Source organism: Microbacterium sp. NPDC091662, from assembly GCF_044756705.1.
Lineage (GTDB): Bacteria > Actinomycetota > Actinomycetes > Actinomycetales > Microbacteriaceae > Microbacterium.
The window spans coordinates 262,344-278,239 of sequence record NZ_JBIVTM010000001.1 but is presented as its reverse complement, the minus strand read 5'-3'; the positions used below and the strand labels follow the sequence as shown (position 1 = coordinate 278,239).

13 protein-coding genes are annotated in these 15,896 nt (G+C 68.4%); 10 read left to right on the top strand and 3 right to left on the bottom strand.

Annotated elements, in window-relative coordinates; all coding sequences use genetic code 11:
* Positions 1-8: 8 nt before the first annotated feature.
* On the bottom strand, positions 9-914 hold the full coding sequence (locus tag ACIQLD_RS01360; RefSeq protein WP_402604176.1) for a heme o synthase: 906 nt from the start codon (positions 912-914) through the stop codon (positions 9-11).
* 220 nt (positions 915-1,134) lie between these two features.
* Between ACIQLD_RS01360 and tkt the strand changes: the two genes are divergently transcribed.
* From tkt to pgl, 6 genes are read left to right on the top strand one after another with little or no spacing between them, the layout of a single operon-like run.
* Positions 1,135-3,246, top strand: a complete 2,112-nt coding sequence (tkt, locus tag ACIQLD_RS01355; protein ID WP_402608468.1) for a transketolase — start codon at positions 1,135-1,137, stop codon at positions 3,244-3,246.
* Complete coding sequence (tal, locus tag ACIQLD_RS01350) at positions 3,243-4,355, top strand: transaldolase (protein WP_402604173.1); 1,113 nt, start codon at positions 3,243-3,245, stop codon at positions 4,353-4,355. Before tkt ends, tal begins: the two co-directional genes overlap by 4 nt.
* A complete protein-coding gene (locus ACIQLD_RS01345) occupies positions 4,352-5,959 on the top strand; it encodes a glucose-6-phosphate isomerase (protein ID WP_402604171.1) in 1,608 nt (535 codons plus the stop codon). The genes tal and ACIQLD_RS01345 overlap by 4 nt, the downstream gene beginning before the upstream one ends.
* A 21-nt stretch (positions 5,960-5,980) precedes the next feature.
* Positions 5,981-7,531, top strand: a complete 1,551-nt coding sequence (zwf, locus tag ACIQLD_RS01340; RefSeq protein WP_402604168.1) for a glucose-6-phosphate dehydrogenase — start codon at positions 5,981-5,983, stop codon at positions 7,529-7,531.
* On the top strand, positions 7,528-8,463 hold the full coding sequence (locus ACIQLD_RS01335; protein WP_402604165.1) for a glucose-6-phosphate dehydrogenase assembly protein OpcA: 936 nt from the start codon (positions 7,528-7,530) through the stop codon (positions 8,461-8,463). The genes zwf and ACIQLD_RS01335 overlap by 4 nt, the downstream gene beginning before the upstream one ends.
* Positions 8,464-8,468: 5 nt before the next feature.
* The gene (pgl, locus tag ACIQLD_RS01330; RefSeq protein ID WP_402604162.1) at positions 8,469-9,248 is read left to right on the top strand and encodes a 6-phosphogluconolactonase; all 780 of its coding nucleotides are present in this window, start codon (positions 8,469-8,471) and stop codon (positions 9,246-9,248) included.
* A gap of 64 nt (positions 9,249-9,312) precedes the next feature.
* Here pgl and ACIQLD_RS01325 read toward each other — a convergent pair whose 3' ends face one another.
* A complete protein-coding gene (locus ACIQLD_RS01325) occupies positions 9,313-10,407 on the bottom strand; it encodes a DMT family transporter (protein ID WP_402608467.1) in 1,095 nt (364 codons plus the stop codon).
* A gap of 61 nt (positions 10,408-10,468) precedes the next feature.
* Between ACIQLD_RS01325 and def the strand changes: the two genes are divergently transcribed.
* Together def and ACIQLD_RS01315 are read left to right on the top strand one after the other, a co-directional pair.
* Complete coding sequence (gene def / locus ACIQLD_RS01320) at positions 10,469-11,035, top strand: peptide deformylase (RefSeq protein ID WP_402604160.1); 567 nt, start codon at positions 10,469-10,471, stop codon at positions 11,033-11,035.
* A gap of 130 nt (positions 11,036-11,165) precedes the next feature.
* On the top strand, positions 11,166-11,672 hold the full coding sequence (locus ACIQLD_RS01315) for a hypothetical protein (protein WP_402604158.1): 507 nt from the start codon (positions 11,166-11,168) through the stop codon (positions 11,670-11,672).
* Between the two features lie 67 nt (positions 11,673-11,739).
* Here ACIQLD_RS01315 and ACIQLD_RS01310 read toward each other — a convergent pair whose 3' ends face one another.
* Positions 11,740-13,158, bottom strand: a complete 1,419-nt coding sequence (locus tag ACIQLD_RS01310) for a PucR family transcriptional regulator (RefSeq protein ID WP_402604156.1) — start codon at positions 13,156-13,158, stop codon at positions 11,740-11,742.
* Positions 13,159-13,272: 114 nt separating this feature from the next.
* Here ACIQLD_RS01310 and ACIQLD_RS01305 point away from each other — a divergent pair, with 114 nt between their 5' ends.
* Positions 13,273-14,370: an alcohol dehydrogenase catalytic domain-containing protein gene (locus ACIQLD_RS01305; RefSeq protein WP_402604154.1), complete on the top strand. Its 1,098-nt coding sequence runs from the start codon at positions 13,273-13,275 to the stop codon at positions 14,368-14,370.
* 67 nt (positions 14,371-14,437) lie between these two features.
* Complete coding sequence (locus ACIQLD_RS01300) at positions 14,438-15,874, top strand: APC family permease (protein ID WP_402604152.1); 1,437 nt, start codon at positions 14,438-14,440, stop codon at positions 15,872-15,874.
* Positions 15,875-15,896: the final 22 nt, after the last annotated feature.

The following is a 15,896-nucleotide window of genomic DNA, read 5'->3' as shown; positions in this document are numbered from 1 at the left end:
GCTGTCGGTCAGAACGGCAGCAGCGGATCGACCGCGACCGCCACGAAGATGAGCGTGAGGTAGGTGATCGACGCGTGGAACACGCGCATCGGTCGCGGCTCGGTTCCGTGAACCGCACGGTTGTAGAGACGGTGGGACTCGTAGATGAACCATCCGCCGAACACCGTCGCGGACACCGTGTACACGAGCCCCATGCCCGCGATCGGAACCAGAAGAAGCGAGCAGGCGACCGTTGCCCACGCGTAGAGGATGACCTGGAGCCCGACCTGGGAGGCGTTGCGCGTGACACCCAGCATGGGAACGTCGACGTCTTCGTAATCGTCTTTGTACTTCATCGACAGCGGCCAGTAGTGCGGCGGCGTCCACAGGAAGACGAGGAGGAACAGGATGAAGGCCGGCCAGTCGAGCGAACCGGTGACCGCGGACCAGCCGATCAGCACCGGGAAGCAGCCGGCGATGCCACCCCAGATGATGTTCTGCTCGGTGCGGCGCTTGAGGATCATCGTGTAGATCACGACGTAGAAGAAGATGGCCGTCGCCGAGAGGGCCGCCGTGAGCCAGTTCGTCGTGACGAGGAGCCAGACGGTCGAGGCGATGGCGAGCGTCCACGAGAAGATCAGGGCACCGCGGGGGCTGACCTCGCCGGTGACCAGCGGTCGGTTCTCGGTGCGGTGCATGTGCGCATCGATGTCGCGATCGAGGTACATGTTGAACGCGGCGGCGGAACCGGCGCTCAGCGAGCCGCCGATGACGGTGGCCAGCACGAGCCACAGGTTCGGCAGTCCCCCCTGCGCCAGGAACATCACCGGCACGGTCGACACGAGCAGCAGCTCGAGGACACGCGGCTTGGTGAGCGTGACGTAGGCCTTCACCGTGCGACCGATGGACGACTTCCTCACGGTCTGATCAGACATCGTCGAGATCTCGATCGCCTCCTCCGCACGTGTGACCGGACAACCTCTCCAGTGTATGACACGGGATGACGTGCTCCGGCTCGCGGGCCCGCGTAGCGCAAGTCACGTCACCGCTATGCTGAAAACACTCGCGCGCCCGGCGATGTGCACACCTCTCCGTGATGATGCGGATGCGCCAGGGAATACGGGCGCCCTCGAAACTGTCGGAAAGGGCATGAACGTGTCGGAATTGCAGTGGGATGAGATCGATCGACGCGCGGTGGACACCGCACGAATCCTGGCGGCCGATGCCGTGGAGAAGGTCGGTAACGGTCACCCCGGCACAGCCATGAGCCTCGCTCCGGCCGCGTACCTCCTCTACCAGCGGGTGCTGCGTCACGACCCGACCGACGTCGACTGGCTCGGGCGCGACCGCTTCATCCTGTCGGCCGGCCACTCGTCACTGACCCAGTACGTCGAGCTCTACCTCGGCGGCTTCGGTCTCGAGCTCGACGACCTCAAGGCGCTGCGCACCTGGGGTTCGCTGACCCCGGGTCACCCGGAGTACGGCCACACCAAGGGTGTCGAGATCACCACCGGCCCCCTCGGCCAGGGCCTCGCGTCCGCCGTGGGCTTCGCCTACGCCGCTCGCTACGAGCGCGGTCTTTTCGACCCCGAGGCCGCTGCCGGGACGAGCCCCTTCGACCACTTCGTGTACGTCATCGCCGGAGACGGCGACCTGCAGGAGGGCGTGACCAGCGAGGCCTCCTCGCTCGCCGGCCACCAGCAGCTCGGCAACCTGATCGCGATCTACGACTCCAACCAGATCTCGATCGAGGACGACACGAACGTCGCCTTCACCGAGGACGTGGCCGCGCGCTACGAGGCGTACGGCTGGCAGGTGCAGGTCGTCGACTGGAAGAAGACCGGCGAGTACGTCGAAGACGTCGCCGAGCTCTACGCGGCCATCGAGGCCGCCAAGGGCGAGACCTCGAAGCCGTCGCTCATCATCCTCAAGACCATCATCGGCTGGCCGTCGCCCGGCAAGCAGAACTCCGGCAAGATCCACGGCTCCGCGCTCGGCGCGGACGAGCTGGCCGCGACCAAGAAGGTGCTCGGCTTCGACCCCGAGCAGAACTTCGTGGTCGCCGATGACGTGCTCGCCCACACCCGCGGACTCGCAGCTCGCGCGGCCGATGTCCGCGCCGCCTGGCAAGAGTCGTTCGACGCCTGGGCCGCCGCGAACCCCGAGAAGAAGACACTCCTCGACCGCTTGGAGGCGCACGAGCTCCCCTCCGACATCACGAGCGCCCTGCCCGTGTTCGAGGCCGGCAAGGAGGTGTCGACCCGTGCCGCGTCCGGCCAGGTCATCAACGCCCTCGCCGCCGAGCTTCCCGAGCTGTGGGGCGGTTCGGCCGACCTCGCCGAGTCGAACCTCACCACGATCAAGGGCGCGCCGTCGTTCATCCCGGCCGAGTGGTCGACCCACGAGTGGTCGGGCAACCCGTACGGCCGCGTGCTGCACTTCGGTATCCGCGAGCACGCCATGGGCGCGATCATCAACGGCATCGTGCTGCACGGTCCGACCCGCGCCTTCGGTGGCACCTTCCTCATCTTCAGCGACTACATGCGCCCGCCCGTGCGTCTCGCGGCGCTCATGAACGTGCCCAGCATCTTCGTCTGGACCCACGACTCGGTCGCCCTCGGTGAAGACGGCCCGACCCACCAGCCCGTCGAGCAGCTCGCCACGCTCCGCGCGATCCCCAACTTCACGGTCGTGCGCCCTGCCGACGCGAACGAGACGGCCGCGACCTGGCTCGAGATCCTCCGCCGCCACGAGGGACCGGCCGGTATCGCGCTGACCCGCCAGAACATCCCGGTGTTCGCGCGTGGAGAGGGCGCCGCTTCGGGCAACACGTTCGCTTCGGCCGACAACGCGGCCAAGGGTGCCTACGTGCTCGCCGAGGCGCCGAACGGCAGCCCGGACGTCATCATCGTGGCCACCGGCTCCGAGGTGCAGCTGGCCGTCAACGCGCGCGAGGCACTCGCCGCCGAGGGCGTGAACGTCCGCGTCGTGTCCGCTCCGTCGCTGGAGTGGTTCGACGAGCAGGACGCGGAGTACCGCGAGAGCGTTCTTCCCACCTCTGTCACCGCCCGTGTCTCGGTCGAGGCGGGTTCCGTGCTCAGCTGGCGCGGCATCGTCGGCGACCGCGGCCGCTCGGTCGGCATCGACCACTTCGGCGCCTCCGCCGACTACAAGACCCTCTTCGAGAAGTTCGGCATCACCACCGAGGCCGTCATCGCCGCCGCCCGCGAGACCATCGCGGCCAACAGCACCAAGGAGAACGCATGAGCACCCCCACCGCACAGCTCGCCGCCGCCGGCGTCAGCATCTGGCTCGACGACCTCTCCCGCACCCGCATCTCCTCGGGCAACCTCGCCGACCTGATCTCGTCGCGAAACGTCGTCGGCGTCACGACCAACCCGACGATCTTCGCGAACGCGATCACCGACAAGAACGACACGTCGTACGACGCCCAGGTCACCGAGCTCGCCGCCTCCGGCGCCACGGCGGAGGAAGCGGTCTTCGCCGCGACCACGCAGGACGTCGCCGCCGCGCTCGACGTGTTCCGCCCCGTCTGGGAGGCCTCGAACCACGTCGACGGTCGCGTCTCCATCGAGGTCTCCCCCGATCTCGCGCACGACACCGCAGGCACCGTGGCTCAGGCCAAGGAGCTGTGGGCGAAGGTCGACCGCCCGAACCTGCTCGTCAAGATCCCCGCGACCAAGGCCGGTCTTCCCGCCATCGCCGAGGCGATCGGGGCGGGCATCAGCGTCAACGTCACGCTGATCTTCAGCCTGGAGCGCTACGCCGAGGTCATCGAGGCATACCTGACCGGCCTGGAGACGGCCAAGGCCGCGGGCATCGATCTGTCGACGATCCACTCCGTCGCCTCGTTCTTCGTGTCGCGCGTCGACACCGAGACCGACAAGCGCCTCACCGCGATCGGCACGGAGGCCGCCGAAGCCCTCAAGAGCAAGGCAGGGCTCGCCAACGCCCGCCTCGCCTACGAGCTGTTCGAGCAGACGTTCGCCGGCGACCGCGCCAAGGCTCTCCTCGACGCGGGAGCGAACCTCCAGCGTCCGCTGTGGGCGTCCACCGGCGTCAAGGACCCGGCCCTGCCCGACACGCTCTACGTCACCGAGCTCGTCGCCCAGGGCGTCGTCAACACGATGCCCGAGAAGACGCTCGAGGCCACGTTCGACCACGGGGTCGTCACGGGCGACACCATCACCGGCGGCTACGAAGAGGCACGCGCCGTCTTCGCCGGGCTCTCCGAGGTCGGCATCGACTTCGCCGACGTCACCCAGGTGCTGGAAGACGAAGGCGTCGCCAAGTTCATCGACTCGTGGCACGATCTGCTGACGCAGGTCGCCGAGGGTCTGGAGTCGCAGCGATGACGTTCTCGATCCACACGTCCGGTGCCGCACGCGCCGCGATCGATGAGACGGTACCCGGCCTCGTCCACGATCTGATCGCCTCGCGCATCACCGGCGGAGACTCGACGCTCTGGGGTCCTGCGGCCGAGGCCGAGGCCTCCGTCCGACTCGGATGGGTGGAAGCCGTCTCGGTCTCCCGGCCCCTCGTGGCCGAGATCGTCGCGCTGCGCGCCGATCTCGAAGCCAAGGGCGTCACCCGAGTGGTGCTGGCGGGCATGGGCGGCTCCTCGCTCGCGCCCGAGGTCATCGCGCAGACCGCGGGCGTCCCCCTGACGATCCTCGACTCCACGGCTCCGGGTCAGGTGCTCGCCGCTCTCGACGAGGGTCTCGCCGACACCGTGCTGGTCGTCTCGTCGAAGTCCGGCTCCACGGTCGAGACCGACTCGCAGCGCCGCACGTTCGAGGCCGCCTTCCGCGACCTCGGCATCGACCCCGTCGAGCGCATCGTGGTCGTGACCGACCCCGGCTCGCCGCTCGATGTCTCGGCGCGCGAGGCGGGATACCGCGTCTTCAACGCCGACCCGAATGTGGGTGGACGCTACTCGGCGCTCACCGCCTTCGGGCTGGTGCCCTCCGGCCTCGCCGGCGTCGACATCGACGAGCTCCTGAACGAGGCCGAGGCCTCGTTGCTCGAGGTCGCCGTCGACTCGGCCGAGAACCCCGCCCTGCGCCTGGGCGCGGCGATCGCCGCGACGAACCCCCGCCGCGACAAGCTCGGCCTGATCACCGACGGCACACACATCAAGGGTCTCCCGGACTGGATCGAGCAGCTCATCGCCGAATCCACCGGCAAGGAGGGCACGGGTATCCTCCCGGTCGTCCTGCTCCCGGTCTCCCCCGAGCTCGATCCCGTGCCCGCCGACCTGCAGATCGTCCGGCTGGTCGACGACGCCAACGAGTTCCACCTGCACGAGCGTCACGAGGGCGAGATCCTCGTCAGCGGCACGCTGGGAGCTCAGCTGATCGTATGGGAGTACGCCACGGCGATCGCCGGTCACCTGCTCCGCATCAACCCGTTCGACCAGCCCGACGTCGAGTCAGCCAAGATCGCCGCCCGCGGCCTCCTGGATGCCCGCCCGGAGCCGACCGCCCCGGCGTTCGTCGAGAACGGCGTCGAGGTCCGCGTCTCCGATGCGGCGCTGGCTGCCTCCGGCACGGTCGAGGGTGTGCTCGATGCACTCTGGGCCCAGCTTCCCGCCGACGGCTACGTGTCGATCCAGGCCTACGTCAACCGTCTCGAGGTGCCGCAGCTCCAGGGTCTGCGAGAGCTCGTCGCGGCAGACTCCGGACGACCGACCACGTTCGGATGGGGACCACGGTTCCTGCACTCGACTGGCCAGTATCACAAGGGCGGCCCGGCGCAGGGCGTGTTCCTGCAGATCCTGGAGCGCACTGAGGTCGACCTCGAGATCCCGGACCGTCCCTTCACCTTCGGGCAGCTCATCCAGGCTCAGGCCGCCGGTGACGCCGCTGTGCTCGCCGAGCACGGCCGCCCCGTCGTCACGCTGACGATCACCGAGTCCTCCGACGACGTGCTCGCCCTCTTCGAAGCCGCACAGAAGTAACAGCAGGAGAATCCCCCACCGATGTCTGTTCCCATCTCGCGCGGGCACAACCCGCTGCGTGACCCCGATGACCGCCGTCTCAACCGGATCGCCGGGCCCAGCGCCCTGGTGATCTTCGGCGTCACCGGAGACCTGTCGCGCAAGAAGCTGATGCCTGCGGTCTACGATCTCGCGAACCGCGGCCTGCTCCCACCCGGGTTCGCCCTGGTCGGATTCGCCCGCCGAGACTGGGAGGACCAGGACTTCGCGCAGGTCGTCTACGACGCCGTCAAGCAGCACGCTCGCACGCCGTTCCGTGAGGAGACGTGGACCCAGCTGCTGCAGGGCATCCGATTCGTCTCGGGTGAGTTCGACAATCCGGACTCGTTCCGCAAGCTCCGCGAGACCATCGAGAAGCTCGATGTCGAACGCGGAACGATGGGCAACCACGCGTTCTACCTGTCGATCCCGCCCAAGGACTTCCCGCTGGTCGCCAAGCAGCTGAAGGACTCCGGCCTCGTCGGCGAGAACAGCGACGACGATGAGCGCTGGCGTCGTGTGGTGATCGAGAAGCCCTTCGGGCACGACCTCGAATCGGCGCGCGCACTCAACGCCGCGCTCGAGGTGGCCTTCCCGGCCGACTCGATCTTCCGCATCGACCACTACCTCGGCAAGGAGACGGTCCAGAACATCCTGGCCCTGCGCTTCGCGAACGAGCTGTACGAGCCGATCTGGAACCGCAACTACGTCGACCACGTGCAGATCACCATGGCCGAGGACATCGGCGTGGGCGGCCGTGCGGGCTACTACGACGGCATCGGCGCGGCGCGTGACGTGATCCAGAACCACCTGCTGCAGCTGCTGGCACTCACCGCGATGGAAGAGCCGATCAGTCTCTCGGCGGAGCACCTGCGCGCCGAGAAGGAGAAGGTCCTCGCCGCAGTCCACGTTCCGGACGACCTCTCCCTCGCGACCGCCCGCGGTCAGTACGCGGGCGGATGGCAGGGTGGCGAGAAGGTCACCGGTTTCCTGGAAGAGGAAGGGATGAATCCCGAATCGACCACGGAGACGTACGCCGCGATCAAGCTCGAGATCGATACGCGCCGCTGGGCCGACGTGCCGTTCTACCTGCGCACGGGCAAGCGACTCGGACGTCGCGTGACCGAGATCGCCGTCGTCTTCAAGCGTGCACCGCAGCATCTGTTCGGGCGCGGCAACGCCTCTGAGCTCGGGCAGAACGCTCTGGTGATCCGCGTGCAGCCGGATGAGGGCGTGACGATCCGTTTCGGCTCGAAGGTGCCGGGCAGCGGCTCCAACGTCCGCGATGTGACGATGGACTTCGGATACGGCCACGCCTTCACCGAGGCGAGCCCCGAGGCCTACGAGCGCCTGATCCTCGACGTCCTCCTGGGCGATCCGCCGCTGTTCCCGCGGCACGAGGAGGTCGAGCTCTCCTGGAAGATCCTCGACCCCGTGGAGAAGTACTGGGCAGCCGAGGGCGGCCCGGTCGAGCAGTACGCGCCCGGCTCGTGGGGACCGGCATCCGCCGACGACCTGCTGGCCCGCGATGGACGAGTCTGGAGACGCCCGTGATCATCGACCTTCCCGACACCACCGTCAGCCAGGTCGCGAAGCAGCTGGTCAAGGTGCGCGAAGAAGGCGGCGCCGTGGCCCTCGGCCGTGTGCTCACGCTCGTGATCGCTGCGCGCAACGGCGTCGCCGAAGCCGCGATCGACGCGGCGAACGATGCGTCGCGCGAGCACCCCATGCGCGTGATCGTGATCACCACGGGCGAGGGCGACTCCCGCCTCGACGCGCAGATCCGCGTCGGCGGTGATGCCGGAGCGAGCGAGGTCGTGGTCCTCCGCGCCTTCGGAGACGCCGCCAGCAACGAGGAGAGTCTGATCACCGGACTCCTGCTCCCGGATGCTCCCGTCGTGGCGTGGTGGCCCGAGGCGGCCCCCGTAGCACCTGCCCAGTCGCCCCTCGGCAAGATCGCTCAGCGCCGCATCACCGATGCCGCGACGGCGACCGATGTCCGCGACCGACTCGCTCTCCTGGGCGAGACCCATGCCCCCGGAGACACCGATCTGGCCTGGACACGCCTGACCCACTGGCGCGAACAGCTCGCAGCCGTGCTCGACCAGCCCCCGTACGAGCCGATCACCGGTGTCGAGGTGCGCGGAGCCGCGGCATCGCCGTCGACCGCCCTGCTGGCCGCCTGGCTGCAGATGGCGCTCGAGGTGCCGGTGCGCTGGTCGTACGAAGACCCCGAGCACTGGGCGGAGGGCATCAAGTCGGTCCGCCTGACGCGCGCGTCCGGCGACATCCTTCTGGAGCGTCCGACTCCGGGCGTCGCCGTGCTCACACAGCCCGGGCAGCCGAACCACGACCTGCACCTGCCACGACGCACTCTGCGCGAGTGCTTGGCAGAAGAGCTGCGTCGACTCGACCCCGACGTCCTGTACGGTCGAGTCATCACCGAGGGCTGGGAGAAGCTGGGTCCGCCCGAGACAGGAGAGTGACGTCGATGACGACATCGTCCGCAGAGAAGCGGGTCGTGGTGGAAGCCACACCCGCCGCCCTCGCCACCCGTGTGGCCGACCGGTTCCTCACGCGGGTACGGGCGCGCACCCGCAACGGTCGGCTCGCACACATCGCCCTCACGGGCGGTTCGATGGGCGGTGCGGTGCTGCGTGCGGCGGCCGAACACCCGCGAGCGGCAGAGATCGACTGGTCACTCGTGCATTTCTGGTGGGGTGACGAGAGGTACGTGCCGCGCGACGACGTCGACCGCAACTCGCTGCAGTCACGACAGGCACTGCTCGATCACATCCCGGTACCCGTGGAGAACGTGCACGAGGTCGCCGGGCCCGACAGCGGTGTGACCCTCGACGAGTCGGCAGCGGCGTATGCCGCCGAGCTCGCGCGTTTCGGCACCGACGAGCACCCCTGGCCGTCGTTCGCGGTGTGCTTCCTGGGTGTCGGGCCCGACGGGCACATCGCCTCTCTCTTCCCCGATCGGGAAGAGGTCACGGTGACGGATGCCGCTGTCCTCGCGGTCCGCGACTCTCCGAAGCCGCCGCCCGAGCGCGTCACGCTGACCCGCCCGGTTCTCAACTCCTCCAAGCGCGTGTGGCTCGTGCTCACGGGTGCGGATAAGGCGTCGGCTCTGGGTCTCGCTCTCGCGGGCGCGAGCTACACGAGCGTGCCCGCTGCCGGAGCCAAGGGACGCAAGCGCACCGTGTTCTTCGTGGACGAGGCCGCTGCTTCCGAGGTCTCCGTCGACCTGATCGACCAGGCGTACTGAGTCGGCCGCACCGCGGCCGCCCAAGGCCTGACCTGCCGCGCTCCCAGGCCCGACCTGCGGCGCTCTAGGGCCGCTCGGACGCCCCGTCACGCCACGGAGGAGTCTCCGGGTCACCGGAGCCGTCCGCGCGCTCTGACATGCCCGTCGCGGAAGCCGGCGTCGCCGACGCGCCCCCGGGTCCGCTCTGCGTGGATCCGCCGGGTGTGCTGCCTCGCTGGATTCCCAGATCCTGGCTGTCGCTGAGCACCTGAGGATGGTAGCGGGCCAGGCCCACCACGCCCCACACGGCGATGGCTCCGGCGACGGCGAAGATCACGAGAACCCACCACGGCGCCGCGGCGGCTTCACCCAGGACGACCATTCCGATGAGGACCGCGACGAGCGGGTCGACGACGGTGAGTCCGGCGATCACGAGGTCGGGCGGGCCCGAGCTGTATGCGGTCTGCACGAAGTACGCACCGACGGCAGCTGCCGAGACGAGCGCGAGCACACAGATGCCGGTGATCCACTCGAACTGGCCGGCCTCGATGCGCTTGATGACGACCTTGGCGAGAGTCGCGACGAATCCGTAGAGGATGCCGGCCCCGATCACGTAGAACAGGGCGCGCATCCGGCGGCGCAGGATCAGCCAGCAGGCTCCGAGGACGATGATGACCGCCAGCAGAAGCGCCAGGATGGTGAAGAGCTCACGATCGGTGACCTCCTGCTCCGTCGCGTAGATGGCGGCGAAGAAGACGAAGAGGAAGATGCCGCCGACGCAGCACACGATGGCGGTCAACGACTGCCGTGTCGGCGCGTGGCCTGAGATGCGCGCGTTGAGCAGCGTCGTGATGACCAGAGCGATCGCTCCGAGAGGCTGCACCACGATCAACGGCGCCTGCACGAGCGCGGCGAGCTGACAGATCACGGCGAGCCCGAGCATGAGTGTGCCGATGAGCCACGACGGGCGGGTCAGGAGCCGTTTGAGCTGGTCGAGACTCAGACCTGAAGCACCGGTGGAACCGCTGAGACGTTCGACCTTCTCGACCCCGCGGTGCTGGTACTGCGCTCCGAGCGACATGAAGACGGCACCGGCGAGAGCGAGAGGAATGCCGAGCAGCAGCCCGGGATTCTGGAAGGCGCCGACGAGCTGATCGCCGACATCCTCGACCGCGTTCATCCACACCCCGGCATTCACAGTACGACCCTACCTGCCGAGTGCCGCCGACTAGGGTTGTGACGTGGCTGTACTTCCGATTCGCATCATGGGCGACCCCGTCCTGCACTCCCCCGCTTCCCCCGTCGACGAGGTCACGGATGACATCCGCACCCTCGTCGCCGACATGTTCGAGACGATGGACACCGCGCCCGGAGTCGGTCTGGCCGCTCCGCAGGTCGGCGTTCCCCTGCGGATCTACACGTACGCGTATGTCGACGACGATGACCAGCCGTGGCGCGGGGTCCTCATCAACCCGGTGCTCTGGATGGTTCCGCTCGAGCCGGGCGACCCGGACCCCGACCTCGAATCCGAGGGTTGCCTCTCGTTTCCCGGAGAGCGGTTCCCGCTGCGCCGATCGGAGCGGGTGCACGTGACCGCGACCGACCTGGAAGGTCAGCCGGTCTCGATCGACGTGGACGGCTGGCGGGCACGCATCATGCAGCACGAGTTCGATCACCTCGACGGGATCCTCTACGTCGACCGCCTCTCGGATGGCGATTGGAAGACCGTGCAGAAGATCGCCCGCAAGCGCGGGTGGGGACGCCCTGGCGCGAGCTGGATGCCGGGCGTCGACGACCTCGAGGGCTGAGCGACTCCCAGCCGAACCACAGGGTCCTCGAAGTTGCATCACAGACTCGCCGACGGCTAGCGTGTTCGCGGCGGGGGATTTCGCATGCCTCCGCAACACGCTTTCGGAGGGGAACCAAATCATGATGAAGATGCGCACTCGACGTGCACTGATGCTCGCAGGATCGGCGGTCGCGCTCTCGATCGCCCTGAGCGGCTGCAGTGCACTCAACAGCATTCTCGGCAGCGGATCCGGCGACGCCAACCGCGATGAGGAGACGGGCCAGGTCACGGAGAGCGCGAGCGTCGGCGTCTTCTCTGTGAAGCTGGGCGACTGCATGCTCGACACCGGCACCGGCATGCTCACGGACGCCAACGTCCTCCCCTGCACCGACCCGCACGACCAGGAGGTGTACTACGAGATCACGATGCCCGATGGCGAGTTCTCCGACGCCGACATCGACGCCGCGACGCAGGAGTGCATCGGCGACGCGTACACGACGTTCGTCGGTGTGGGCTACCAGGACTCGGCGTTCGACGTCACGACGCTGGTCCCCACCAAGGATTCGTGGGAGCAGAACAACGACCGCGTGATCCAGTGCATCATCTTCGACCCGGCCGGACAGACCACCGGCTCGCTGGCCGGCGCCGCGCGCTGACCGACTGCCATGAAGAAGGGCCCCGCCATCCGGTGGGGCCCTTCTTCGTGCGCGCGCGTCAGGAAGGTCAACCGTCCGAGGCGCGCAGCGCGAGCCAGGCGGCCACACGGTCGTCCGGGTCGGCGAGCGACAGCCCGATCAGATCCTCGATCCGTCTGATGCGCGTCGCGAGCGTCTGCCGGTGGATCCGCAACCGTGTGGCGCTCTCGCCCCAGGCGCTGTTCGTGGAGAGGAACACGCGGAGCGTCTCGATGAGCTCGGGCTGCTGCTCCCCGCTGCGCAACGGATCCAGAAGCATCCCTATGCGCCGCGTCTGATCCGCATCCAACTGCCCGAGCACGAACGACACCGTCGGGATCGCCTCGTAGCGGACCACGCGCTCCCCACCCGCGCGGGCGGTCTCGCACGCCTGCCGCGCTTCGTCGACGCTGCCGGCGAGGGAATCGGTCGCGGATGGACGTCCGAGCCCGAGATACAGCGTCGAAGCGAAGGCCTGTGCCCGATGCGCGATCACCTCCGCATGATCCTCACGCATGACGCCGCGGATCAGACCACGCTGGGCGGCGAAGACATGCTCCGCCCCGAGCTCGTCCAGCCACAGGGCGAGCAGGTGCTCGACGTCGACGCCGCTCGTACGCGAGGCCAACGCGAATCCCACCAGGCTCCGCTCGTGCACGCCCCAGCGCCGGAGGAGTCTCGTCGCCTCCTCCCCTCCCTCGAGCACGGTCTCCAGCATCATCGACCGACCGAGACGTTCGAGATGGCTGCTGTCGCGGGTGCGCATCAGCAGATCGAGTAGCGCCGCGGCCTGCGAGCTGAGCTCCCTTCCCCGTCCCGAGCTGTCGTTGCGGGGAGCTGTGACGAGTTGAGCGGTGATGTCCTGCCCCGGACCGACCGGATGGACCTGGAGGGCACGATGACGTACGCGTACCGGGCGCCCCACGGCGACCGCCACAGCGTCGTCGATGTGCAGGCTTCCCGCTCCCGCCGTCGTGATCACCTCTCCGTGACGGTCCAGGAGCACCGCCCATCCGTCGATCCGGTGCGCCAGCTCGGCGATGACCCCTGTGATGCCGCTGCGGCGTGCGGCGAGGGTCAGCACTCTCATCGCGGAGGTGATCACCCTCGCCTCGGCCGCCTGATCGACGGCGAGCAGGGCCGTCAGCGTCGGCATCAGCAGCTCGTGCGACGCGCCCGCTCCGACGATCGCGGTCACGCCGCCGTCGTCGAGCAGCTGACGAATACGTGGGGTGTCGACCTCCGTGACGACGACCACATCCTGAAGCAGAGCGAGGTGGTCTGCGTCGCCGGCGAGCTCGTCCAGCTGCACCCCGTCGACGATGACGAGAGTGGCGAAGAGGCGATCTGTCGGAGCGCCGAACACGTCGAGATCGACGACGGAGTTCACATGCCGTGAGCTCGGGACTCCCCCATACAGCAGCTCACCTTGAAGGTACCGCGCCACGGAGGCGACATCACGAGCCACCTTCCGATCATACAAAGTGTGAACAGCAGCTATCGAATCCACATAATTGTCGAATGCCCGGCGCGCCGCAGTCTCCTAGCATCGTCGGCATCCCCTCTCCACCCGAAGGATGTCATGAAAGCTGTTGTCTTCCGCGATCCCCAGTCTCCGATCGAGTTCGTCGACGTCGACCTCGCCCCACCGCGTGCGGGTGAGGTGCGAGTGCGCATCGCCGCTGCGGGCGTGTGCCATTCCGACCTGCACGTCAAGCGCGGCGAATGGGATGCAGCCGCGCCCCTGGTGATGGGACACGAGGGCTCCGGTGTCGTCACCGAGCTCGGCGAGGGCGTCACGACCCTGGCCGTCGGCGACCACGTCGTCCTGAGCTGGGTGCCGCCGTGCGGCGAGTGCCGCTATTGCCGAGCCGGCCACGAGGCCCGCTGCCAGAAGGTCGCCACCGTGGTCGCGCCCCTCGGCGTGCTGTTCGACGGCACCTCTCGCCTCAGCCGCGGCGGCGAACCGCTGCATCACTACCTCGGAGTCTCCTCGTTCGCCGAGGAAGTCGTGGTCCCCGCCTCGGGTGCCGTGAAGGTCCGTGATGACGCACCGCTCGATGTCGTCGCCGTCGTCGGCTGCGCCGTGGCCACGGGCGTGGGTGCCGTTCTCAACACGGCAGCGGTCGAGCCGGGTTCCACCGTCGTCGTGATCGGCTGCGGCGGTGTCGGCCTCAACGTCGTCCAGGGCGCACGGCTGGCGGGCGCAGAGCGCATCGTCGCGATCGACGTGCGTCCGGAGAAGACGCAGATGGCGCTGCAGTTCGGCGCGACCGACCGTATCGATGCCTCGCTGGGCGACCCTGTCGCGCAGCTGCGGGAGCTCATCCCCGACGGGGTGGACTATGCGTTCGACGCGATCGGTCGTACCTCCACGACCGAGCAGTCGATCCAGATGCTCGGCCTGGGAGGTGCCGCCGTGATCGTCGGCCTTCCCCCCACGGGAGCCCGCGCCTCGTTCGAGCCCCTCGTGCTCGCCGAGGCCGACCAGCGCATCCTCGGATCGAACTACGGCTCGGTGCGGCCCTCGATCGACGTCCCGGCCCTCGTGGACCGCTACATGGACGGCCAGCTCAAGATCGATCCGCTCATCTCCGGCCGGCGCCCGCTCTCCGAGGCCGCTGCCGCGCTCGACGATCTCGAGACCGGCTCCGCTCTCCGCACGCTCCTCATCCCCTGACCGCACACCCTCCCCGGCCGCGCACCGCTGCCCTCACCCATTCCCTGAAACCCGAACCAGGAGAACCATGTCAGACACCGTCGTCGCCCCGCCTGGCGCACCTCAGGATGCCGGTCTTCGCACCGGCGTCATGAGCGGACCGGAACTCGCCGCCCAGGCCATCGCCAACATCGCCCCCAGCGCCGTCATCGCCTTCACCGCGGCGGCCATCTTCCTCGGTGCCGGCAACGGCACCATCTACGCCTTCGCGCTGGCGACCATCGTCATCCTGTGCGTCGGATACTGCGTGGTCGTGTTCGCCCGCAAGCACGCCTCCGCCGGGTCGCTGTACACCTACGTCTCGAAGGGGCTCGGCCCGTTCGGTGCGTTCTTGGCCGGCGTCACGCTGCTGATCGGCTGCTTCGGCATCGCGGCGGCCTCGCTCAGCGGCTCCGTCAGCTACATGGCGCAGTTCCTCAGCATGCTCGGCCTTCCGGCACAGGGGCTCGGCTGGGACATCGGCCTCGCCATCCTCCTCGGAGGGCTGGCGACGCTGTTCACCATCCGCGGGATCCGTCTGTCCGCTCGCGTCTCCCTCGTGCTGGAGCTCATCTCGGTGGGAATCATCCTCGTTCTCCTGATCGCCGCCCTCGTCTGGGCCGGTCCGGCCGCGTGGGATCCCGCACAGGTGCTCGCGACCGGGTCGTCGTTCCAGGGCGTCGCCTCCGGCATGGTGCTCGGCATCCTCGGCTTCGTCGGATTCTCCTCGGCCGATGCGCTCGGGCGTGAGGCGAAAGAGCCGTACAAGGCCATTCCCCGCGCGATCATGTGGAGCGCTCTCGGTGTCGGCGTGTTGTACGTCTTCGCGGCCTACACGCAGATCACGGTGCTCGGCGACGACCTCGCCACCTCCTCCAGTCCGCTGGAGAGCATGTCGGCCCTGATCGGCATGCCCGGCTGGTTCGCCGCCGCCCTCACGATCGGGGTGTCGGCCTCGTTCTTCGCCGTCGTCGTCGCGCCGCTCAACGTGATCGGGCGCATCGTGTACGTGATGGGCAAGGAAGGCGTCGTCGCCGAGCGGTTCGGACGCACCCACGAGGAGCATCTGACGCCGCACCGTGTGCTGATCATCGCCGGCGCGGCGGCCGTCGCCGTCGACATCGTGCTGCTGCTCTCGGGCGCCGCTACCGGAGAGATCCTCGTGTGGGTGAACACCTGGGGCACCTACGGCTACATGGTGGCCTACGCCCTGGTCGCAATCGCCTGCGTCGTCTACACGCAGCGAGCGAAGATGCGCAACGGACTCGTGAAGGTGTGTGCGGCGGTCGCCGTCGCCACGATGGGCTACGTCTTCTTCGCGAACGTCTGGCCCGTGCCGGCATTCCCGTACAACGTGATCCCCTACGTATTCCTCGTGACGGTCGCCCTGGCCCTCACCCGGTACGCCTACCTCGCCCGCCGTCGCCCCGAGGTCATCGCCCGTATCGGCAACACCGAGACGAGCGCGATGGAGGGCGTCGGCTGATCGCACGTCCCCACGAACAGAG

Coding starts and splice junctions, on each gene's coding strand:
- ACIQLD_RS01360 (WP_402604176.1), bottom strand. CDS start 914: ATGTCTGATCAGACCGTGAGGAAGTCGTCCATCGGTCGCACGGTGAAG.
- tal (WP_402604173.1), top strand. CDS start 3,243: ATGAGCACCCCCACCGCACAGCTCGCCGCCGCCGGCGTCAGCATCTGG.
- ACIQLD_RS01345 (WP_402604171.1), top strand. CDS start 4,352: ATGACGTTCTCGATCCACACGTCCGGTGCCGCACGCGCCGCGATCGAT.
- zwf (WP_402604168.1), top strand. CDS start 5,981: ATGTCTGTTCCCATCTCGCGCGGGCACAACCCGCTGCGTGACCCCGAT.
- pgl (WP_402604162.1), top strand. CDS start 8,469: ATGACGACATCGTCCGCAGAGAAGCGGGTCGTGGTGGAAGCCACACCC.
- ACIQLD_RS01325 (WP_402608467.1), bottom strand. CDS start 10,407: ATGAACGCGGTCGAGGATGTCGGCGATCAGCTCGTCGGCGCCTTCCAG.
- ACIQLD_RS01315 (WP_402604158.1), top strand. CDS start 11,166: ATGCGCACTCGACGTGCACTGATGCTCGCAGGATCGGCGGTCGCGCTC.
- ACIQLD_RS01305 (WP_402604154.1), top strand. CDS start 13,273: ATGAAAGCTGTTGTCTTCCGCGATCCCCAGTCTCCGATCGAGTTCGTC.
- ACIQLD_RS01300 (WP_402604152.1), top strand. CDS start 14,438: ATGTCAGACACCGTCGTCGCCCCGCCTGGCGCACCTCAGGATGCCGGT.